Below are 19,935 nucleotides of genomic sequence, written 5' to 3'. Positions count from 1 at the left end.
TTTGCAGCCAACAGAGAGCCGCACGTCGGACAATGGAAAGCGCCTCAGGAACGTCATTGGGGGCTCGGCCGGCAATTTGGTCGAATGGTATGACTGGTACGCCTATACGTCGCTGAGCCTGTACTTCGCCGCGGCGTTCTTCCCGAAGGGCAATCCGACCGCGCAGCTATTGTCGACGGCTGCCATCTTTGCCGTCGGCTTCCTGATGCGGCCGATCGGCGCCTGGTGGATGGGCGTCTATGGCGACCGTCATGGGCGCAAGGCCGGCCTGGCACTCTCCGTCGGCTTGATGGCGGGCGGCTCCCTCATCATCGCCGTCGCGCCGACATACGAGCAGGCCGGGTTCGTTGCGCCATTAATCCTTCTGCTCGCACGGCTGATGCAGGGGCTCTCCGTCGGCGGCGAATATGGCACCAGCGCGACATATTTGTCCGAGGTTTCAAGCCGGCGGCGACGCGGTTTCTGGTCGAGCTTTCAATATTTTACACTGATCGGCGGGCAGTTGCTGTCGCTCGGCGTGCTGTTGTTGCTCCAGTCGTTGATGTCGGAAGCGGAACTGACCGCCTGGGGCTGGCGCATTCCGTTCGTCATCGGCTCCGCGCTGGCGATCATCGTCTATCTGCTTCGGCGCCGGATAGAGGAGACGGAGAGCTTCAAGGCCATGCCAGCGGACCGGCCGGTGTCCAGCGCCAGGCACTTGTGGCGCGGTCATGCCCGGCTGTTCGTCATCGTCGCCATCATCTCGGCGGGTGGCAGCCTGGCCTTCTACTCCTACACCACCTACCTGCAGAAGTTCCTGGTCAACACCTCCGGCTTTTCGAAGCAGAGCGCGACGCAGGTGATGACGCTGGCGCTGATCGTCTTCATGGCGCTGCAGCCGCTGTGGGGTCTTGTCAGCGACAAGGTTGGACGAAAGCCGCTGCTGTTCCTGTTCAGCATTGGGGGGATGCTGGTGACGGTGCCGGTGTTCAGCGCTTTGTCGACGGTGACCGACCCGGTGGCCGCCTTCCTGTTGATCCTGGTACCGCTGACGCTTCTCGGCGCCTACACGTCCATCGGCGCGGTGTTCAAAGCCGAGCTGTTCCCGGCCCACATCAGGACCCTTGGCGTCGCCTTGCCCTATGCGGTTGGCAACGCCCTGTTCGGCGGTACGGCGGAGGCCGCCGCGCTGTGGTTCAAGAACCAAGGGATTGAGAGCGCTTTCTACTGGTACGTGACGGCAATCCTTGGGTGCGCGACCATCGCGTTCGCGCTCCTGCCGGAAACGCAGAAAACCAGCCTGATCGAAGAAGATTAGCGCAGCAGCGTCTTCTTGAGCTCACCGACGGTGAGGCGCCCCCATTGCGACGCCCACGGAGAGGTCGTCACGTCTTCGTCCTGTAGATATTCGGGCTTCACCCAGCCGCGGCCCGCCACCTGCGGCTGCACCTTGGCGAGCTTGGTGACGTCGAACGGGCGGTGAAAGGCGAGGCCAGCCTGATCGCCATGGGCCCAGCGAACGGTTGCTGGCAAAGCGCCGGCGTTGCCGAGGTCGAGAAGCACGACATTGCCGACATTGTACGATCCCGTCGACTGGATCTGCGCACCCTCGGCCGAAATGTTTCGGAGCCGGGCGACGGCGCTTTCGTGATTGAACTGCACCAGCCCCGACCAAATCAGCGGATGCCGGCGAGCCGTGCGCCGAGGGTCGGAAGGCTCCACCGTAAGCGGTTCCGGGTCGCTGTTCTCGACATCCTTCGGTGCATTGTTCTTCAACACCAGCAGCAACGTCTCGTTGAGTGTTGCAGGGTCGCAGGCGATTTGGGTTTCGTGGGCGAACTCCAGTCCGAAGCGGTCGTCGCGGATCCAACGGACGGCACATTCCACCTCGCCAACATCGCCGAGGATCAAGATCACCTTCTGCCACAGGCGTGCGCGCAGGTCACCGCGAACCATGGCGCCGCCGCCTGAAATATTGATGAGCTCAACCGCAACCTTGCGGCGTCCGCTTCGGACCGTCGCTCCGGCGTCCGTCAGGCGATGCCGATCACCGTCGCGGTCGTCGCTTCGGCGCACTTCCTTCCGGGCGACGGCCGAGGCGCTCAGAGCAGGGTTGCCCCTTTTCCCGCGTGGAGCCTTGTCCGGGACGACCGGCGATGTTCCCGGCTGCCGCAGCAGCGCCTCGCGAAAGCTGTTGTGCCCACGTTCAAAGGTCATGGGGCCGGCAATGCCGCAAACTGATTACTGATTGGTGCACGAAAACGGCCGCCCCGAAGGTCGGGACGGCCGCGTTCCGTTCGGTGCTGAGCGTCGAACGCTAGCTGGAATAATACATGTCGAACTCGACGGGGCTCGGCGTGGTTTCCCAGCGCATCACTTCTTCCCACTTGAGTTCGACATAAGCGTCGATCTGGTCTTCGCTGAACACGTCGCCCTTCGTCAGGAAGGCCTTGTCGTTCTGAAGCGAGATGAGCGCCTCACGCAGCGAGCCGCAGACGGTCGGGACCGCGACCAGTTCCGCCGGCGGCAGGTCGTACAGGTTCTTGTCCATCGGATCGCCCGGGTGGATGCGGTTCTGGATACCGTCCAGGCCTGCCATCAAAATCGCCGAGTAGCAGAGGTACGGATTGGCCATGGCGTCAGGGAAGCGGAACTCGACGCGCTTAGACTTCTCGCCGGTGCCGTAGGGGATACGACAGGACGCGGAGCGGTTGCGGCTGGAATAAGCCAGCAGCACCGGCGCCTCGAAGCCCGGCACAAGTCGCTTGTAGCTGTTGGTGGTCGGATTGGTGAACGCGTTCAGCGCGCGGGCGTGCTTGATCACGCCGCCGATGAAGTAGAGCGCGGTGTCGCTGAGGCCCGCATAGCCGTTGCCGGCAAAGAGCGGCTTGCCGCCATCCCAGATGGAGATGTGCGTGTGCATGCCGCTGCCGTTATCCTTGGCGATCGGCTTCGGCATGAAAGTCGCCGTCTTGCCGTAGGCCTGGGCAACCATGTGCACGACATACTTGTAGATCTGCATGCGGTCGGCGGTTTCGACCAGCGTACCGAAGGTGAGGCCTAGCTCGTGCTGCGCAGCGGCCACTTCGTGGTGATGCTTGTCGCAGGGCAGGCCCATTTCGAGCATGGTCGACACCATCTCGGCACGAATGTCCTGGGCGCTATCGACCGGCGCAACCGGGAAGTAGCCGCCCTTGGCCCGCGGACGGTGGCCAAGGTTGCCACCGTCATATTCGCGCATGGTGTTCGTCGGCAGTTCGATGTCGTCGATCTTGTAGCCCGACGCATTGTAGCTGTCCTCGAAGCGGACGTCGTCGAACATGAAGAATTCGGCCTCCGGGCCGACGTAGACGGTGTCGCCGATGCCGGTCGACTTGAGATACGCTTCGGCGCGATGCGCGGTGGAGCGCGGATCACGGGCGTAGAGCTCGCCGGTGGACGGCTCGAGCACGTCGCAGAAGAGCACCAGCATCGGGGTGGCGCTGAACGGATCGATGTAGGCCGCGTTGAGGTCGGCCCGCAGGATCATGTCGGATTCGTTGATCGCCTTCCAACCCGCGATCGACGAACCGTCGAACATGAAGCCGTCGGTGAGCATATCCTCGTCAATGACGCCAGACGCCATGGTCAGGTGCTGCCACTTGCCCTTGGGATCGGTGAAGCGAAGGTCGACCCACTCGATCTCTTCGTCCTTGATCCGGCTGAGGATTTTGCCCGCGTCGTTCGCCATTTTGCACACACCCGCTGATGTTGAGAATCGCCCGGCGCCCCCGGCCGGGTTACGGGATCCCATTCCAGCCGCGGGCGCCCCAGTCCAGTCGCAGCTGCAAAAAAAGTGAATATTTCACGCTGCACTGCGGCACGAAACGACGGGCGGGCAACATAGAGGGGAGAGCGGTTATTCCGTCGTTAACCATAATCACCACCGGGCGCAGTAAACGGAAAATCGTTCCTCGTCATGCACTTAGTGACGAAAACTATGTTGCAGCGCCGTGATGACCGTGATTATGTCGCGACCGAATGGGTCGGGAGGGTTATGATGGTCACGACGGTACATTTCTATGAGCGCCGCGCGTCGCGGGAGCGCCGTGCGGCGCGTGAGGCACTGACCGAGGCGGCGCGGGAACGGCACTCCGCCTTGGCTGCGCATTTCGCCGGACTCGCCCAGTCGGCGCAGCAGATCCGGTCGGCTGCCGCCGAGCCGGTCGCCGCCGCTCTCAAGTAGATCGTCCAGATGAGGCTCAAGGTCGCGCTTGCGCTGCTGTGTTCGGCAGCGCTCGCCTCATGTTCCACGACCGAAGTGCCGCGCGTGCAGCAAGTTGCCGTTGCGCCGACCAAGAAGGCCGACCTCGGCTATCGCTGGACCAACGGCTTCGCTGAAAAAGCGCGGGAGGGGGCGACCAGCAGCTTCGGGCTCACCCACCTGAAGCCCGGCGATTTCCTTTGGACGCCGCACATTCCGGCAGAAGGCGACACGCAGGTCGTCGTCGACCTGTTGACGCAGACCGCCTTCGTCTACCGCGGGGAGCAGGTGGTCGGCATGACCACGATTTCCAGCGGTAAGAAGGGCAAGGAAACACCGCTCGGCTTCTGGAAGGTGGAGCGCAAACAGCGCACATACCGGTCACGCAAGTATCAGAATGCACCAATGCCGTTTGCGCAGATCATCGACGATCACGGCATCGCGCTTCATGGCGGTGCCTTGCCCGGCTATCCGGCAAGCCACGGCTGTGTGCGATTGCCGATCAAGTTCGCGGAGAAGTTATTCAGCCTAACCGAGGTGGGCACCAAGGTCATCGTCGAAGGCTAAGGGTCAGTAAGCCCGGCGCTGTGCGGCGATCAGCATGCGAAGCAGCATTGCGACAGGGCGCGGTACCCCGACCTTGCCCTCGAGCCACAGGCTTACCGCAGAGCGGCTGACGCCGATGGCGGTCGCAAGCTCGCTCTGGGTTTTGTAGCCGAGGGTCCGCATCGCCGAACGCAATTCGTCTGGCGCCATGGACGCAAGCCGGCGCTCGTCTTCCAGGATGTTGATCGGCTGCGGCGGATTGGCCGCATCGTCCTCAGATGGCATCCGAGCCGCGGTCCCCGGTTCGGATCCGGATTGCCTGCGCAATGTCGGACACGAAGATCTTGCCGTCGCCGATCCGGCCGGTGCGCGCCGCCCGCTCGATCGCGTCGATGACATTTTCGGCCATGCTGTCCTCGACCACCACTTCGACCTTAACCTTGGGCAGGAAGTCCACGACATATTCGGCACCGCGATAGAGCTCGGTGTGGCCTTTCTGACGGCCGAAGCCCTTGACCTCGCCAACCGTGATGCCGCTGACACCTACCTCGTGAAGGGCGTCCTTCACGTCGTCGAGCTTGAACGGCTTGATGATGGCTTCGATCTTCTTCACGTCCGCGTCTCTACCAAATGTTGGGTCACAAGCCCATTGCCGCCGGAGAGGCGCCCTTTGCAACCTCTTCGTCAACGGCTTGCCCAACGCCCGCCGCAATTTCCGGCCAAGCGGCGCTCCCATGAAAGCCATCATACTCGCCGCGGGCCAAGGCTCGCGCCTCGGAGCCCTGACGGTCGACCGACCCAAATGCCTGATTGAGTTCGGAGGCAAGACCTTGCTCGACTGGCAGCTCGACACGTTGGAGGCCAACGGTATCGAGGACGCAGTCGTGGTGACCGGATTTCGCGACGACCAGATTGCCGCGGCACTGGCTCGCCGGCAGGGCGGCCCGACCGTGCGCACCATCTACAACCCATTCTACAAGGTCGCGGACAATTTGGGCTCGCTCTACATCGCCCGCGATGAATTGGCGGGCGACTGCCTCGTCTGGAACGGCGACACCCTCGTGTCCAAAGCGTTGATGAAGCGGGTGATCGACAACGATCAGCCGGGAATCCGAGTCACTGTCGACCGGAAGGACAGCTACGACAGCGACGACATGAAGGTGGTGGAAAGCGACGGCAAGCTGAAGGCGATCGGCAAGCGGCTCGACGAGGGAGTGAACGCGGAATCGATCGGGCTGCTGGCCTTCCGCTCAGGCGGTGCCGAGCAGTTCCGTGACGCCATCGAGCGCACCATCCGAACTCCCGAAGGAACCACCGTCTGGTACCTGCGCGTCATTCACCACATCGCTCAGGAAGCCGATGTCTGGACGTTTGACATTCAGGGGGAGGAGTGGGGTGAGGTCGATTTCCCGGAGGACGTCCAGCAAGCTCAGGCGCTGGTTGCGGGCTGGGCTTAGTAAGGCGGCTTGTCTAACCCGGCCGGGCTCTTTGTGAAGATTTCGCAGCCGTCCTCGGTGATCCCGATGGAATGCTCGAACTGAGCAGACAAGGAGCGGTCACGGGTCACGGCGGTCCAGCCGTCCTCCAGCACCTTGCAGTCGGGACGGCCGATGTTCACCATCGGCTCGATCGTGAAGATCATTCCCGGCCGAAGCTCGACGCCCGTTCCGGGCCGGCCCGCATGGATGACCTCCGGCGAGTCATGGAACAGCCGGCCGACGCCGTGGCCGCAGAAATCACGGACGACCCCATAGCGGTGCGCCTCGGCATGGCGTTGGATGGCATTGGCGACGTCGCCCAGGCGGTTGCCGGGCCGCGCCTGCTCGATGCCGAGCATCAGGCACTCATAGGTGACGTCGACCAAACGCTTCGCCTTTATCGGCACGTCGCCGACCAGGTACATGCGGCTGGTATCGCCGTGCCAGCCGTCGACGATCGGCGTCACATCGATGTTGACGATGTCGCCGTCGCGAAGCGGCTTCTCGCTCGGAATGCCGTGGCAGACGACATGATTGATCGAGATGCAGCTGCTCTTGGTGTAGCCACGGTAGCCAAGCGTCGCCGGCAGCGCCCCGGCGCTGATCATATGATCGTAGACGATGCGATCGAGCTCATCGGTGGTGACGCCGGGAACCACATGAGGCACCAATGCGTCGAGGATTTCCGCAGCCAGCCGGCCAGCCTTGCGCATTCCCGCAAAGCCGTCCGGACCATGCAGTTTGACCACGCCGTTGCGGGGCTCGACCCGGTCTTCGGCATCCACCGTGATATATTCCGTCATCCTTGAGATATAGGCGCTCAGCGTCCAAGTGGCGAGAGGCGAAGGAGCAGGCGCTAAACAATGAACGAAAAGATCTGGACCGCGGCACTGCTGATCATCGGCGACGAGATCCTGTCGGGGCGCACCCAGGATAAGAATGTCGCGCAGATCGCGACCTGGCTCAACGAGCAGGGCATCCGCCTTGCTGAAGTGCGGGTGGTGCCGGACGAGATGGAGGCGATCGGCCGCGCCGTGAACGCGCTTCGGGCGGAGAATGACTATCTGTTCACCACTGGCGGTATCGGTCCGACCCATGACGACATCACCGTCGACGCCATTGCCGCCGCCCTTGGCGTGGACGTGATCGTCCACCCGGAGGCAAGACGAACGCTGGAGACTTATTACGCCGCGCGCGGGCAGGAGGTCACCGACGCCCGCCTCCGCATGGCCCGGACACCGGCCGGCGCGGACCTGATCCCTAATCCGACGTCGGGGGCGCCGGGCATCAGGGTCGGCAATATCTTCATTATGGCGGGTGTGCCGCACATCACGGCGAGCATGATCCAGGGGCTGAGCGGAACGTTGGAGGGCGGACGGCCGGTGGTTTCGGTCACCGTCGGCGCCCGCGCGGCCGAAAGCGAGGTTGCAGACCTCCTGCGTGAGACCGAAGCCTCTGCCGAGGGCGTGAGCATCGGCAGCTATCCGTTTCAGGATGATGCCGGTTACGGCGCCAACTTCGTCGTCCGCTCTCGCGACGGAGCCCAGGCGCGGGCATGTGCCGACCGGCTGGCGGCGGGGCTCAGCGCCTTGGGCTACCAACCGGTGGATGGCGGGATCAGAACCGCTTCAATGCATTAACTTGCATTTGCTCGCGCCTGCCCGTTAGCGCGGTCGCATGCATCCGGTTCAAACCTTTGAGCTGATCCTTGCGCTGCTCGGTGTCGCGATCGCGCTTCATTATGGTGCCGCACGTTTACGCATTCCGCCGTCGGCCGCTTTGCTGGTCGGCGGCGGAGCGCTTGCGTTTGCCCCCGGACTACCCCTGGTGGAGCTCGACCCGGAACTGATGCTGGTCCTGTTCCTGCCGCCGCTGCTGATGGACGGGGCCTACTACACCGCGTTTGGGCGCTTCCGCCGCCATTTGCCGGGTATCTTGTCGCTCGCCATCGGCGCGGTTCTCTTTTCGGCGATCGTCGTCAGCATCGCGGTCCACTGGCTATTCCCGCAACTTCCCTGGGCTGCTTGCCTTGCACTCGGCGCCATCGTCTCTCCGCCCGATGCCGTGGCGGCGCGTGCCGTGCTCCAAGGCGTCCGCTTGCCGCGCCGTCTGCAGGCGTTGCTCGAGGGAGAGAGCCTGCTCAACGACGCGACCGGGCTGGTGCTCTTCCGCTTCGCCGTGGCGGCTGCGCTGACCGGCATGTTCAACCCTGGACAGGCGGTGGGTACCTTCCTGGTTCTTGCCGTTGGCGGGGTAGTCATCGGCGCGCTGGTTGCGGCGGTCTGGATGTTCGTGATGCGGCGGCTCCGGGACGAGACACTTGTCGTCGCAACGTCGGTTCTGCTGTGCTGGGGGGCCTATGTCGCGGGCGAGGCGGCGCATGTGTCGGGTGTGATTTCCACCGTCACCGCCGGCATCGCGTTCGGCTGGTACCAGCATGTGATTCTTCCGGCGGGCGTTCGCCTTCAGGGGTCGGCCTTCTGGCGGACCCTTGTGTTCACGCTGGAGGCCTTGGTCTTCATCCTGATGGGCTTCTCGCTACGCAGCGTCATCGAGCGCGCCGGCGGGGTCGAGGCGTTGGTCAGCACCTATGCCGTCCCCGCTCTGACGGTGACGGCGGCAGTTATCGCGGCGCGCTTCCTTTGGGTGGCCGGATCGGAAATGATGCTCACCGGATTGAAGGCAACGGGACTGTCGCGGGCAAGGCCACTCGGCTGGCGTCAGGCGGGGGTGATCGGTTGGACCGGCATGCGCGGTGTCGTCACCATGGCGGTGGCACTCAGCCTGCCGGGCAACTTCCCGGGCCGCGACATGATGCTGGTGACGGCATTCGCCGTGATCCTTGCGACGGTGATCATCCAGGGCGCGACATTGGGTTGGGTGATCCGCCTGCTCCGGCCGGAGGACAAGGATCCGCCTGCGAAGATGGCACTTCCGGCGGCCGAGGCGGCGGTCGCCCGCGCCAAGTTCCTGGAAGCGGAGGCCGTCGCCTACGACCGTAATGGCGAACTCATCCATCCACAGCTGCTGGAAACCTACAAGTCGCGGGCCGAGGGAACGGCGAAATATGCGGCGGATGCGGATAACTTCATGGAGCGTATCCGCCCGCACTTTGACCTGATGCTGCAGGTAATCGCGGCGGGGCGGACCGAACTCCTGCGGCTTCACCGCCATGGCGAGATCGAGGATGAGGTGCTCCACGACCTCGAGCGCGACCTGGACTTCGAGGAGATGACGATCGTGTTCCAGCGCGGCGACGACCCCGAAGACGAGGATCAAGCTGCGGCGGCCGGTCGGACGATCTAAAAGGCTGGAGCGGGTAGCGGGAATCGAACCCGCGCGTTCAGCTTGGGAAGCTGACAGGCTACCATTACATCATACCCGCCCAAAGGCGCGGGCCGATTGCCACGACAACGGCAGCATCGTCAACTCGACGACGCCCTATTGCCCGAACGACGGGCTAATCGGATTGCTGCATTCTTCCTGCGAGTTGCGGGTCCACCCGGCAGTAGAAGGATGTAGCGGCGGTAACGTCACCGCTGCCCCGATAAACGGCAACCCTGGGGAAAGCGCAAAGCTTCCGTGTGAAGCGAACGCTGCTGCCTTCAAGCTTGGTGGCAACCAGCAGTTCCGGCGCTTCATTGCGTTCCACCCAGCGGATCAGCGACCATAGGGTGTCGCCGTCTTCCTTTCGGCCCGGGAGCGGCGTGTGGCCGGATCCGCCGAATGTGTCCGCGCCGGGTCCTCCGCCACAATGATACATGCCTGGCGCCATGAACAGACGAACGGACCGCGATATACTGTCGTAGCCGCCGTTCGCGCGCGCCAACCGCGCATAATAGTCGATCGTCGGACCTGCGATGACGGATGGATCGGCCCAGCCCTGGTAGAAGATCGCCTTCCCCCCGCGGCGGATGAACGGCGCAATCGCCACTTTGTCGGCGCGAAGTTCCGGCATGATGCGATTGGCAGCGGCGAGGTCCGCGGTTCTCCGGAACGTCTCTTCGTTCCAGTTCGGGTCGTTGTAGACCGCATCGGCCCACATCGCGCGCAGAAGCGGCGAGGGTGGGCCGGGACGGGTGCGGACGCCGGGAAGCAGGCCCTTGTCCATCGGGCGGCCTTGCTCGTCGCGCATCGGGCTGACGATCTGGTTCAGCATGGCGAGCTTGGGCGCGGGCAGGCAATTGGCAAACTGACCTGGCTTACACAGCAAGGTAGCTTTGTCGAAACGGCAGACCAGCGGGTTTTCGATCACGCCGTCAGCAACGCCGTCGTTTCGGTCGCATGCAGCGGTTGCTCGGCGTTCGTAGAGCGACCAGTCGGCATCGCTGAGTGCGCCGGCTGGATTATGCTTCTGCTGAAGCGCGAACCACATCATGCGGACGCTGATCAGCGGCATGTAGGGGCCCGGCGCTCCGGCGATCACACCGTCATAGTCGGCGGGGTAGTTCTGCATCTCCTTGAGCGCCTGCCGCCCACCGCCTGAGCAACCGAGAAAATAACTGCGGTTGGCAGCCTTGCCGTAGTAGCGGGCGATCAGCGACTTGGCGACCTGGGCGGTCAGGTGAACGGCGCGATGTTCGTAATCGACGCGCGCCTTCGCATCGGCCATCCAGCGTTTCTGCGTCGCCTTGTGTCCTGCATCGGTGGTCACCGTCGCGAAGCCCTCGGGCAAGCGGAATGCCATGTCTCGATAGTTGAACACGCCGGCGTCGCCGCCCACACCGGCACCGAGCAAGCGACCGTTCCAGTCGGCCGGAAGCCACAGTTCGAAGCCGATGTTGCCTTCGATCGTGCCCTGAACCCGGCAGAAGGGCACCTGGACCGGTTCGGCGCGGTAGGGTCCGTTGCCTTCAATCCGCCAGCTTGGGGAAGGGCGCACCGTGGTCGCCGCTTGGACAACCACGGTGCGCGAGTGTGGGCCGGCCAGTGCAGCACAGTTCAAAGCACCGGCAGCAACGGCAAGGCCCAGGGAGAGCATCAGTATTTCAGGCGCGCGCTGAAGGAGATGAGCCGCGGGATCGGATTCGACGATTGCGGATCGTAGCCGTTGGTCGTGTTCACGAAGGGTGGGTCCTCGTTGAACAAGTTGCGGACATCCACGCCCAGCGTGATGTTCTGGTTGATGTCATAGGCAACCAGCGCATCGACCGTGTCGTAATTGCTTACCTTCTGGAACGGCGTGACCGTCGTGTTTTCATAACCGCCAAGGTGGTTCCAGGTGAGCCGCGTCGTCAGCCCCCTCCATTTGGCGCCCACGTCGGCTTGCGAGCGGTACTTCTGCGTGAAGCCGAAGGTATCGAGCACGTCGCGAAGGCCTGAGCCTGGCACGGCTTCGAACAGGTAATCCATGATGTATGTGCCCTGGATTCCGGCATCGAGCTCCAGGTCGCCCCAGTTCCAGTTGTAGGCGGCGGTGAAGTCCAGCCCGCGCATCTTGGAGGTGCCGAGGTTCTGGCGGCGGCCGTCCTGGATGTAGGTCACCAAGGCCGGGTTGATCTGCGCGTTGATGGGCAGGCCCGAGTTGATCAGCGCCTGGATCTCCGCCTGAGTCGGGTTGAACTGAACGAAAGACGCGTAAATCGGGTTGGTGAGCAGGCCGGCGGTGCCGCGCAGCGCCTGAATTTGGTCGGTATAGTCGATGAAGAAATAGTTCAGCGATGCGGCAAAGCCTGGCACGAGTGCCGGTGTGACTTCGACCCCGACCGAGAAGGTCTTCGCCTTCTCAGGCTTCAGGCTGGGGTTGCCGCCGGCGATGCCGATGCCCTGGAGGTTTGTACCGCCCGGACCTGGAAGTGTGTCGAAGTAGAGACCCGCGCCACCGGCAACGGTGGACACTTCGGTGAACGTCGGCGCTCGGAAGGAAGTGCCGTAGGAGCTCTTGAGGGTCACGCCCGCGATCGGCGAATAGTTGATCCCGAGCTTCGGGTTCTTGGTGCTGCCGAAGTCGCTATATTTCTCGTAGCGGCCGGCGATGCTGAGCGACAGACGCTCGAGACCCGGACGGCTGTTGCCCGCGCCGACAACCGGAATGAACAGCTCACCGAAGAGCGCGTCGACGTTACGCTTGCCGTCATCGGTCACATGGTTGTTGACCGCGGACGTGCCGATCCACAAGTCGGTGTATGTATATTCGACGCGATGCTCACCGCCCACGGCGATGCGGACATCCCCGCCGGGAAGCGAGAGAAGCGAGCCGTCGATCTTGGCGTTGATGACGTCCAGCTTGGTCCTGCCGGTAATCACGAAGTAATTGTCGGTGATCTTCGCCAGGGTGGCCGGATTGTTCGGACCGCCGAAGACGTTGAGTGCGGTCGCCGGGTTCGTATCGGCAAGAGCGGCATTCAGCGCGCCGCCGTTGACACCGGACCGCTTGCGATCGGCAACCTCCTCCGACTTGCCGTGGGCGTAGTAGACCGTGCCTTGGAAGTCGCCGAACAGGTCGGCCTCGACCCCGGCCGACACGTTCCAGGTGTTGGAGCGGTATGGGTTCGGGATTGGCCCGAGATCGTCGAGAAAGTTGGTCTGGACCGTCACCGTTTGCGCATTGGCGACCGGCGACACGAAGAAGGGATTGGTGCGCGGTACGGTGGCGTTCACCGTCGAATTGAACAGCAAGGTGCCGTTGCGCTTCGAATAAAACCCATCGGCAAAGACCCGAATACGGTCGGTGACCTCCTGGCTGGCGGCAAGGACGCCGCTCCAGCGCTTCTGGTTCGGGATCACCTGCTCGATATCGCGGAATTCGCACTGGTTGCGGGTGTTCGGCACCAGGCTGCCGACGTTGGCAGTCGTCAAGCCGCCTTGCGGAATGGCGTAGGTGCGCCCGCCCGCTGTCAACGTGCCGGGATCGCAGTTGGTGCTGCGGAGGTCGCGGCCACCGCGGTCGAGATTGTTGTTGCGGTAGAAGTCCAGCTCTCCGCCGAGTAAGTCGGTGTTCTTGGTGAATTCGCCCGCGGCCATGACCCAGCCGCCGTCCCATTTTCGGCCGCCGATCAGCGCAAGCAGGCTTTCCTTGTAGTCAGTGTCAGTGATGCCGTAGCGCGCGCGGGCCTCGATGCCGTTGAAGTCCTTGCGAAGGATGAAGTTGACGACGCCGGCAACGGCATCGGAGCCGTAGATCGCCGAGGCACCGTCGGCGACGACTTCCACGCGGCTGAGCGCGATCGACGGTATTGCCGACGGATCGGTGAACTGGCCTTGTGTGCCTTGCGGAGGAAAGCGTTTGCCGTCGTAAAGCAACAGAGTCGCATTCGTGGACAGGCCGCGAAGGTTGATGCCGGCGCCCCGGGTCGCGTTCGCGGCGCCGTTCTGGGCCGAGCCGCCCTGACGATTGGCGCCGAGTGAAATGACCTGCGGCACACGGCGGAGCAGGTCGTTGGTGCTGTTCACTGGCGCCTGCGCGATCTCTTCCTGGGTCACGGCGATGACGTTGGACCCGACGGGTGCGACGCCGCGGATGCGGCTGCCCGTGACGACGATCTCGCTGGCAGCATTATCGTTGATGTCTGCGACCGGCGTTTCCGGCGCGGTTGCCGGAACACTGTCCTGGTCCGCAGTCTGATCTAAGCTTTCCTGCGTCACCGGCTGTGCCGTCTGCGCCATGGCAGGGCTGGCGAGTAGCATGGCAACGGAGCCGATCGCGGTGCGGGTGTTCAGCGATGCTCGAAAGGTCATTAACCGGTCCTCTTCCAAAATGCCCCTCCGGCTGTTCCGCCGGCTGAGGCCATCAATTTCGTCAGGGCCTTTCCGCCCGGAGGGGCGCGGTCCGGCGCTCCAGTCTCGGGGCAACGGAAAGCAGGACGATGGTGCCGATCAGGATTGCGGCGCCGACCAGCTCGGCCGCGCGCGGCATCGGCAGGCCCCAGCCCCAGGCGAGGAGCAGTGCGCCACCGACGCCCGCGATCAGGCTCGCCGCGCGCTCGAGCGGAACGCAGTAGGCATTCTCCCGCGGGTCGAGCAGGATGATGATCGCCAGCACAGAGATGATGGTCAGGGTGAAACCGATCGCGAACAGGGGCAGGATCACGGGGTCGGTCCACACCGCGATGAAGCCCCAGCTGAGCGCGCCCGACTGCGACCCGATCCCGCTGGCGGAGATCGCCGCGAGGATCGCCACGGAGAGGGGCAGCGCGAAAATCTTCTCTTCCACGAAGTAGCGGCGAACGGAGGCGGGATCGCCGCTCTTCGACACCTTCGTCATCACGGCCAAACGGATGAAGTAACCCACGGTATAGAGGACCACCGTAAGGATCGCGAGCGGCGGGAGATGGAGGCCGCCACGGTCGCTGAGGGTGATAACGAGCGCGAGCAGTACCAGCACGAGCGCCGCCCAGCTCCACCAGCGGACCCTGCGGCCGAACATCAGGTCGACGACCGGCGCGATGACCAGAATGTCGCCGCGCATCAGCAGCTGGATGAACGGGATGCTGACGCCTTCGAAGGTGAAGGACAAAGGCACGGTGAACAGGACCAGCGCGGTGCCGAGTCCTGACAGGAAGGTGTAGCGCGTGGGCACCGGGAAGCGCGCGCCGAGCACGGGCACGCTGTGCGCGTCGCGGTGCCACCCGGACGCCCAGATGAAGATGTAGGTAAGGACCGTGCTGATGATCAGCGAAGCGGGAAGGGTTTCAAGGCCGGTGAGCGGACGGCCGAGCCCGGCATGCAGCGTGCTCGTCACCAGCTTGGTGATGATGACGTTCGGAAGATAGGCGAGCAGGTAGAGGAAGACGTAGCCTTCCAGTGGCAGGCGCTCGAGCCGGCTCATGCCGCCTGCACCAGTTCGACCATGTCGTTGTTGGCGCGGTAGGCCACATTCAAACCGGCCTCGGAGGTCACCGCCGCCATATAGTCGACGACCTCGGTATGGCGCGCGTCCGTCCGCGGCAATGGCACTGGGATGGCATCACGGCCAATGTGCAGGGGGATGAAGCCGGCGCGGACGATCCGGCCGCCCTCTATCACGAGGCGGGCTATGATCGAGAGGCGCGAGGCCTTCGGAAAATTGTACAGGCTGTCGAAGTCAGGCTCCCACTCCTCTGCGAGCACCCTGATCTCCTGAAAGCTCTTGGACGCGGCGTGCGCAGGGTCCATGCGGAGGTCGGTCGCGAAGTTGCACAGCGAGTAGAAGACCGGCTTGCCGTCGATCAGCTCGCAGCCCTTGAGGATGTGGGGGTGGCCGCCGAGGATGGCGTCCGCGCCAGCAGCAATCGCCGCTCTTGCGACATCGCGCTGATAGTCGGCGATCGTCGCCCGAACGAAGTGAATGCCCCAATGGTGCGAAACGATGACGATGTCCGCGTCGGCTTTGGCGGCCCGGATGTCGGCTTCCATCGCCGCAAGGTCATCGCGGTGCGGGTAGGTGTGGATCCGCGCCGGGGTGCCGGGCTGGTCGTGCTCGATCTGCTCATAAACCGTGAAGGCCCGCATTGGAGCGCAGCCGGGACGCCGCTCATCGGCCCAATACGCCATCGGCAGGATGCTGCAGTAGGCAAGCAGCGCAACGCGCGTGCCGTCGGAAAGGGTGGTGACGACGGGTTGCCGAGCCTCGGCGATGTTTGCCCCGGCACCCACCACTGCGAGTCCGGCATCCTGCAGATTCTTGCGCGTTTCGAAAAAGGCTTCATTGCCCCAGTCGAGCACATGGTTGCCCGCCATGGAGATGATATCGAAGCCCGCACGCTTCAGCGCGGCAGCACCATCCGGGCGGGCGAGCACCGCATGGCGAGCCTGGGGAAGGCGAACGCCATTGGCTGCAAAGCTGGTTTCGATCTGTCCGAAGACGATATCGGCGGCGTTCAGCAGGTCGCGTGTCGCAACGAACGACTCATCATAGTCGTCGCGATCCATTGCCAGATCACCGGCACCAAGAAAGGTGTACGACCCCAGAGTATCCTCGCCCAAACTTGTTCTGTTTCATAACAAAGTATCAGGCAATGAAAGCGCTTGCAACAGCAGCGTTGAAGAAGCTTTTACCGGCAGCGTTGACCGCGATAGCAGGGGCGGAGCATCGGCGGGGCGCGATGGTCTGCGAAGTCCGCCGGGCGCGCGGGCCAGCGTCCGGAGGTGACCCGCCGTTGCAGATAGTTCAGCGCCGACAGCACTGTCGCCGGCTTGAAGGTGCAATGGCCTGACTGACGCAGCCAGAGGGAGCGGACATCGCCGCGCGCCGCGTCCACATAGCCCTGCTGGAGCGATGGAGAGGTGATGCCGTCGCCGACGGCCTGGACGGCCACCATCGGCACCAACGGGCGTGCCGTCGGCGTGTAGTTGCGCATCATGTAATCAACCGCACCGGGTGCAGCGGCGATCCGGGGTGCAGCGCTGAGACGCGCAAGATCGGCGCTGAGGTCGAGACCCGCCCGGCGGTAAGCCGCCTGAACGAAGGCGAGCCGCCCCGAGCGCGCCAGCTGCTTTCGATAATCGACCCCGCTGTTCCAAGAAAAGTTGCCGCCGGCGCGTCGCTCCTGGTCGACGCGCGGAAGGAAGCTTCCGGGTCCGACCACCGCCGCCATCTGGCGGATACGCTCGTCGTCAGTCGCCGGCGGCGCCTCCCCGGATGTCCAGTCCGGCAGACCGGCCAGGACCCCGGCCAACGCAATTCGCGCACGTCCCTGGGGGGTGGTGGTTGCCCGGTCGATCGCGGCCTTGACGCGCTTGGCATTGGTCAGGTCATCGTCGATCCCAACCAGGCGAATGTCGGACCGCGGCGCAATCAGCGTCCTAAAGGCGAAGGCGCCGTCCAGGCCCATGTTCATCATGCCCACTGCGCCACCCATGGAGGAGCAGAAGGGCGCCGCGCCACTGATGCCGGCCGACCGTTGCTCCGCCAGCGCCGTGGTCACAAGACCGCCCATGGAATAGCCCCAGGCGATGACATTCCGCGGGCGGCCGAAGCGGCCCGCGAAGGCGGCGATCGTCTCGATCTGCGCAGGAACCGCTTGCTCCACCGACCAACCGGATGCGCCGTAATTGGAACCGGCGATGGCATAGCCCGCCTTGAGCAGTTCCGCCCTGAGCGCGGTCGGAGCCGCCTCAGCCGGCGGCAGGTTGAAGGAGTAGCCCCGACTGTAGAGCAGCAGGGTTCCGTTCCACTGTGGCGGCGTCTCCGCCGTCCATTGTGCTCCGCCCCGCAGCGTTCCGCTTGCGACCTCGGCGCGTGCCGGAGCAGTCAGAAGCGAGCATGCCACAAGGATGGTAGCGAACGGGCGAGATGTCATGCGGACCTCCAGGTGCAAGCGTTTGCATAAGCTTACATGTGGAAGTTCGCAAAGCGCTATGCGCTCTCCCGGGCGATGAGCCGAAAACCGACGTCGATCCGCCGCTCGGCCTCGCTCCTCTCGGCTCGCGGGCGCGCAAGGGCGGCGATGGCCTCGCGGGCGATACGGCTACCGTCGATATCGACGGTGGTGATGGTCGGCCGCATTTCTCCCGCAATAGACGCGTTGCCGAAGCCGACTATGCCGAGCTGGTCGGGGACTCGGAAGCCGCTGGCCTGAGCCTCGATGATCAGTCCTTGAGCGAGATGGTCGGAACCGCACACGACGACATCGGGCGGATCGGAAAGCCGCTTGATCTCGGCGAAGACGCGCCGCGCATGGCCGTAGCGGGACGGCATGTCGACTACGCTTTCCGTCGGGGTGCTTCCCGCCTGCGCCGACCATTCTGTCCGAAAGGCGTCGGATCGTGCTTTCAGGCGGCCAGCGTCGGAGGTCACCAGATGCGGCCGCCGGTAGCCGCGCGAAATGAGGAAGCGTGCAATGTCGCGGCCGGCATCCCGGTGCGAAAAGCCGACGGCGATGTCGATCGGATCGGCCGGCAACTCCCACACCTGGATGAAGATGATTTTGCTCCGCTGAACCAGGGCACGGATCTTGTCGTCCACCGGCCCGGTGGAGATGATCGCATCGGCGCGGCGGCTCATGGCCGCGCGGATCAGCTCTTCCGTGCGGTGCGCTTGCGTGCCCGTGACTCCCAACATGACGGTGATGCCCGAGGCGGTAAGTTCTTCGACCATCCGCTCGATCATGTCGCCGAAGATGGATTCGGCGATGTGCGGGATCAGCACGGCGACCAGCCGGCTCTTGGCGGAGGCCAGTCCGCCGGCCATGAGATTGGGGATATAGCCGGTCGCCTCCACCGCCGTCCGGATCCGCTCGGCGGTCGCCGGCGCAACGACGTTGGGATTGTTGAAAAAGCGCGACACGGTCGCCGTCGAGACGCCGGCTTTCGCGGCGACGTCGTCTAGCTTTGGCGGAAGGTCGGCCTCGCTCATGAGTCCGGCATAATCCCGGCCAGCCGCATCGGCTAGAGCAGGTCGAGCAGGCTGCCCATGTCGCTCTCCGCTTCAAGCGACATGATCCGGTCGGCTATGGAATGAAGCTGGGTGCAGGCGAGCGGCCGGAGCGCCCGCGCCGCGCAGTTGATGAACTTGGCGCGAAGCTGATTGTCGGATAGCGGCCTATCGGGGCTTCCGAGAGGGTCTAGGATCTCGGCGCTGAAACTCTCCCCGTTGTGCAAATGCACCCGCAGCGCACCGGCAGTGGCAAAGCGCCGATCCCAGTCAGGGCGCGAGTGGCTTCGGACCCGTTGCGCGAGGGCGAGCACGTCCGGATTCTCGAGCTGCTCGACGCGAAAACTGTCGAGCGTGACGTCGTCCGCTACAATCGCGGTGGCCACGGTGAACGGCAGGCTGAACTTGGCGTCGATCGCAGTCGCCGGCGCACGTTTTCGGTCTTCGGGGAAGGCGAGCATCTGCTGCACTTCGCCGACATCAAGATCGATACCTGCGATGTCCTGCCAACGGATACGGTGGTCGGCCCGAACCTTCTGTGCCGCTTCGATATAGGCATGCGTGCCGCGGCAGGCAGGCCATAGCTTGTAGCTGAGTCGATCGATCCAGAAATGCCGGCCCAGATCGTTCAGCAGTGCCGCCGGGTCATAATCCCCACCCACGTAAAGCCGGAAGAAGCCGGCCTTGCCTTCGAGGGGCGCATCGAACCCGCGAACGCCGCGGGCGGCGAGCTCAACCGAAGTGATGGCCGCCTGCGCCGGAAAAGCTTCACGGACGGCGCGGATCACCGTGTCCGGGCTGTGCTTGATCTCGCCCGGGCAGCTCACCTGGCAGAGCAGCAGGGAGAAAGCATCGGCGATTTGACCCGGGGTGAGTTGCCGGCAACGCGCCGCGGCGGCCGTGGCGCCGAAGGCGGCGAGGATCGGCGGAGGATACCAACCGCCGTCCTCCATCGGGCGGCGGAGGCTCAGGCCAACCCGGCATGCGAGATCACAGCCCGCTGCGACGGCGACGATCGCCTCGCGTCCGCTGATCGGTCCATAGGCCTGGACCGATGCGAACAGCGCCGGAAGAAGTGAGGCGTTCGGGTGCACTGGCGCGAGATCGAAGGCATCCTCGAAGTCGAGCGCATGGCTCATCGCGCCATTGGCGAAAGCGGCCGCCCCGGGCGCTGTGCGGAGCCCACAGCCGAGGATCGAGGCCCCCGGTTCGGCGTGCTGCCCCGCGGCGGTTGCGATAAATGGCGCCACGTCCGCGCTCTCACCGCTCGCGGCTAGGATAACACCCAACCCGTCGAGAATGACGCGCTTGGCGGCCAGGACCGTGGCGGGCGGCAGGTCTTCGAAGCGCAAGTCAGCAAGGTGAGTCGCCAACGCTTTCGTCAGGCCTTCCGCCAA

The 19,935-nt window shown here is 64.2% G+C and carries 18 protein-coding genes and 1 tRNA gene; 6 read left to right on the top strand and 13 right to left on the bottom strand.

What is annotated here, in order from left to right; genetic code table 11:
* Nucleotide 1: 1 nt before the first annotated feature.
* Entirely contained in the window at nucleotides 2-1,297 is a 1,296-nt protein-coding gene (locus tag G7077_RS01770; RefSeq protein WP_166410224.1) for an MFS transporter, read from the top strand.
* Here the strand turns inward: G7077_RS01770 and G7077_RS01765 are convergent.
* Nucleotides 1,294-2,196, bottom strand: a complete 903-nt coding sequence (locus G7077_RS01765; protein ID WP_166410223.1) for a PilZ domain-containing protein — start codon at nucleotides 2,194-2,196, stop codon at nucleotides 1,294-1,296. The genes G7077_RS01770 and G7077_RS01765 overlap by 4 nt on opposite strands.
* 100 nt (nucleotides 2,197-2,296) lie before the next feature.
* Nucleotides 2,297-3,709 carry a type I glutamate--ammonia ligase gene (gene glnA / locus G7077_RS01760; protein ID WP_166410222.1) on the bottom strand — a complete coding sequence of 471 codons (1,413 nt, stop codon included), beginning with the start codon at nucleotides 3,707-3,709 and terminating at the stop codon, nucleotides 2,297-2,299.
* Nucleotides 3,710-3,958: 249 nt separating this feature from the next.
* On the opposite strand from glnA, the gene G7077_RS01755 reads away from it, so the two are divergent.
* Together G7077_RS01755 and G7077_RS01750 are read left to right on the top strand one after the other, a co-directional pair.
* Nucleotides 3,959-4,204, top strand: a complete 246-nt coding sequence (locus tag G7077_RS01755) for a hypothetical protein (RefSeq protein WP_166410221.1) — start codon at nucleotides 3,959-3,961, stop codon at nucleotides 4,202-4,204.
* A 9-nt stretch (nucleotides 4,205-4,213) separates the two neighbouring features.
* Nucleotides 4,214-4,789 carry a L,D-transpeptidase family protein gene (locus G7077_RS01750; protein WP_166410220.1) on the top strand — a complete coding sequence of 192 codons (576 nt, stop codon included), beginning with the start codon at nucleotides 4,214-4,216 and terminating at the stop codon, nucleotides 4,787-4,789.
* Nucleotides 4,790-4,792: 3 nt separating this feature from the next.
* Here the strand turns inward: G7077_RS01750 and G7077_RS01745 are convergent, their stop codons facing one another.
* A complete protein-coding gene (locus tag G7077_RS01745; protein WP_246167292.1) occupies nucleotides 4,793-5,053 on the bottom strand; it encodes a helix-turn-helix domain-containing protein in 261 nt (86 codons plus the stop codon).
* A complete protein-coding gene (locus tag G7077_RS01740; RefSeq protein ID WP_166410219.1) occupies nucleotides 5,043-5,381 on the bottom strand; it encodes a P-II family nitrogen regulator in 339 nt (112 codons plus the stop codon). Before G7077_RS01740 ends, G7077_RS01745 begins: the two co-directional genes overlap by 11 nt.
* Nucleotides 5,382-5,502: 121 nt before the next feature.
* On the opposite strand from G7077_RS01740, the gene G7077_RS01735 reads away from it, so the two are divergent.
* Nucleotides 5,503-6,225, top strand: a complete 723-nt coding sequence (locus G7077_RS01735) for a phosphocholine cytidylyltransferase family protein (protein ID WP_166410218.1) — start codon at nucleotides 5,503-5,505, stop codon at nucleotides 6,223-6,225.
* Here the strand turns inward: G7077_RS01735 and map are convergent.
* On the bottom strand, nucleotides 6,222-7,049 hold the full coding sequence (gene map / locus G7077_RS01730) for a type I methionyl aminopeptidase (protein WP_166410217.1): 828 nt from the start codon (nucleotides 7,047-7,049) through the stop codon (nucleotides 6,222-6,224). The genes G7077_RS01735 and map overlap by 4 nt on opposite strands.
* 60 nt (nucleotides 7,050-7,109) lie before the next feature.
* Here map and G7077_RS01725 point away from each other — a divergent pair, with 60 nt between their 5' ends.
* Nucleotides 7,110-7,886 (top strand): competence/damage-inducible protein A, encoded by a 777-nt coding sequence (locus G7077_RS01725; RefSeq protein ID WP_166410216.1) that lies wholly within the window; start codon nucleotides 7,110-7,112, stop codon nucleotides 7,884-7,886.
* Between the two features lie 37 nt (nucleotides 7,887-7,923).
* Nucleotides 7,924-9,552: a Na+/H+ antiporter gene (locus tag G7077_RS01720; RefSeq protein WP_166410215.1), complete on the top strand. Its 1,629-nt coding sequence runs from the start codon at nucleotides 7,924-7,926 to the stop codon at nucleotides 9,550-9,552.
* Between the two features lie 5 nt (nucleotides 9,553-9,557).
* Here G7077_RS01720 and G7077_RS01715 read toward each other — a convergent pair.
* The 8 genes from G7077_RS01715 to G7077_RS01680 all read right to left on the bottom strand — a co-directional run bounded on the left by G7077_RS01715 (nucleotide 9,558) and on the right by G7077_RS01680 (nucleotide 19,935).
* Nucleotides 9,558-9,631: transfer RNA gene (locus tag G7077_RS01715), tRNA-Gly, on the bottom strand.
* 75 nt (nucleotides 9,632-9,706) lie between these two features.
* Nucleotides 9,707-11,227, bottom strand: a complete 1,521-nt coding sequence (locus tag G7077_RS01710; protein ID WP_166410214.1) for a tannase/feruloyl esterase family alpha/beta hydrolase — start codon at nucleotides 11,225-11,227, stop codon at nucleotides 9,707-9,709.
* Nucleotides 11,227-13,923 (bottom strand): TonB-dependent receptor, encoded by a 2,697-nt coding sequence (locus G7077_RS01705; protein WP_246167289.1) that lies wholly within the window; start codon nucleotides 13,921-13,923, stop codon nucleotides 11,227-11,229. The genes G7077_RS01710 and G7077_RS01705 overlap by 1 nt, the downstream gene beginning before the upstream one ends.
* 61 nt (nucleotides 13,924-13,984) lie before the next feature.
* Nucleotides 13,985-15,013 (bottom strand): hypothetical protein, encoded by a 1,029-nt coding sequence (locus tag G7077_RS01700; protein ID WP_166410213.1) that lies wholly within the window; start codon nucleotides 15,011-15,013, stop codon nucleotides 13,985-13,987.
* The gene (locus tag G7077_RS01695) at nucleotides 15,010-16,149 is read right to left on the bottom strand and encodes a CapA family protein (RefSeq protein WP_246167287.1); all 1,140 of its coding nucleotides are present in this window, start codon (nucleotides 16,147-16,149) and stop codon (nucleotides 15,010-15,012) included. Before G7077_RS01695 ends, G7077_RS01700 begins: the two co-directional genes overlap by 4 nt.
* Before the next feature lie 68 nt (nucleotides 16,150-16,217).
* Nucleotides 16,218-17,465 (bottom strand): alpha/beta hydrolase, encoded by a 1,248-nt coding sequence (locus G7077_RS01690; protein ID WP_166410212.1) that lies wholly within the window; start codon nucleotides 17,463-17,465, stop codon nucleotides 16,218-16,220.
* 56 nt (nucleotides 17,466-17,521) lie between these two features.
* The gene (locus G7077_RS01685) at nucleotides 17,522-18,520 is read right to left on the bottom strand and encodes a LacI family DNA-binding transcriptional regulator (RefSeq protein ID WP_166410211.1); all 999 of its coding nucleotides are present in this window, start codon (nucleotides 18,518-18,520) and stop codon (nucleotides 17,522-17,524) included.
* Between the two features lie 32 nt (nucleotides 18,521-18,552).
* Nucleotides 18,553-19,935 (bottom strand): MmgE/PrpD family protein, encoded by a 1,383-nt coding sequence (locus tag G7077_RS01680; protein ID WP_166410210.1) that lies wholly within the window; start codon nucleotides 19,933-19,935, stop codon nucleotides 18,553-18,555.

The organism is Sphingomonas piscis, assembly GCF_011300455.1.
Classification (GTDB): domain Bacteria; phylum Pseudomonadota; class Alphaproteobacteria; order Sphingomonadales; family Sphingomonadaceae; genus Sphingomicrobium; species Sphingomicrobium piscis.
This window is presented reverse-complemented; position numbering and strand designations above follow the sequence as displayed.

Bases quoted from the DNA above. Each gene is read 5' to 3' on its own strand.
- G7077_RS01765 (WP_166410223.1), bottom strand. From the start codon at position 2,196: ATGACCTTTGAACGTGGGCACAACAGCTTTCGCGAGGCGCTGCTGCGG.
- glnA (WP_166410222.1), bottom strand. From the start codon at position 3,709: ATGGCGAACGACGCGGGCAAAATCCTCAGCCGGATCAAGGACGAAGAG.
- G7077_RS01755 (WP_166410221.1), top strand. From the start codon at position 3,959: ATGTTGCAGCGCCGTGATGACCGTGATTATGTCGCGACCGAATGGGTC.
- G7077_RS01750 (WP_166410220.1), top strand. From the start codon at position 4,214: ATGAGGCTCAAGGTCGCGCTTGCGCTGCTGTGTTCGGCAGCGCTCGCC.
- G7077_RS01745 (WP_246167292.1), bottom strand. From the start codon at position 5,053: ATGCCATCTGAGGACGATGCGGCCAATCCGCCGCAGCCGATCAACATC.
- G7077_RS01735 (WP_166410218.1), top strand. From the start codon at position 5,503: ATGAAAGCCATCATACTCGCCGCGGGCCAAGGCTCGCGCCTCGGAGCC.
- map (WP_166410217.1), bottom strand. From the start codon at position 7,049: ATGACGGAATATATCACGGTGGATGCCGAAGACCGGGTCGAGCCCCGC.
- G7077_RS01725 (WP_166410216.1), top strand. From the start codon at position 7,110: ATGAACGAAAAGATCTGGACCGCGGCACTGCTGATCATCGGCGACGAG.
- G7077_RS01720 (WP_166410215.1), top strand. From the start codon at position 7,924: ATGCATCCGGTTCAAACCTTTGAGCTGATCCTTGCGCTGCTCGGTGTC.
- G7077_RS01710 (WP_166410214.1), bottom strand. From the start codon at position 11,227: ATGCTCTCCCTGGGCCTTGCCGTTGCTGCCGGTGCTTTGAACTGTGCT.
- G7077_RS01705 (WP_246167289.1), bottom strand. From the start codon at position 13,923: ATGACCTTTCGAGCATCGCTGAACACCCGCACCGCGATCGGCTCCGTT.
- G7077_RS01700 (WP_166410213.1), bottom strand. From the start codon at position 15,013: ATGAGCCGGCTCGAGCGCCTGCCACTGGAAGGCTACGTCTTCCTCTAC.
- G7077_RS01690 (WP_166410212.1), bottom strand. From the start codon at position 17,465: ATGACATCTCGCCCGTTCGCTACCATCCTTGTGGCATGCTCGCTTCTG.
- G7077_RS01685 (WP_166410211.1), bottom strand. From the start codon at position 18,520: ATGAGCGAGGCCGACCTTCCGCCAAAGCTAGACGACGTCGCCGCGAAA.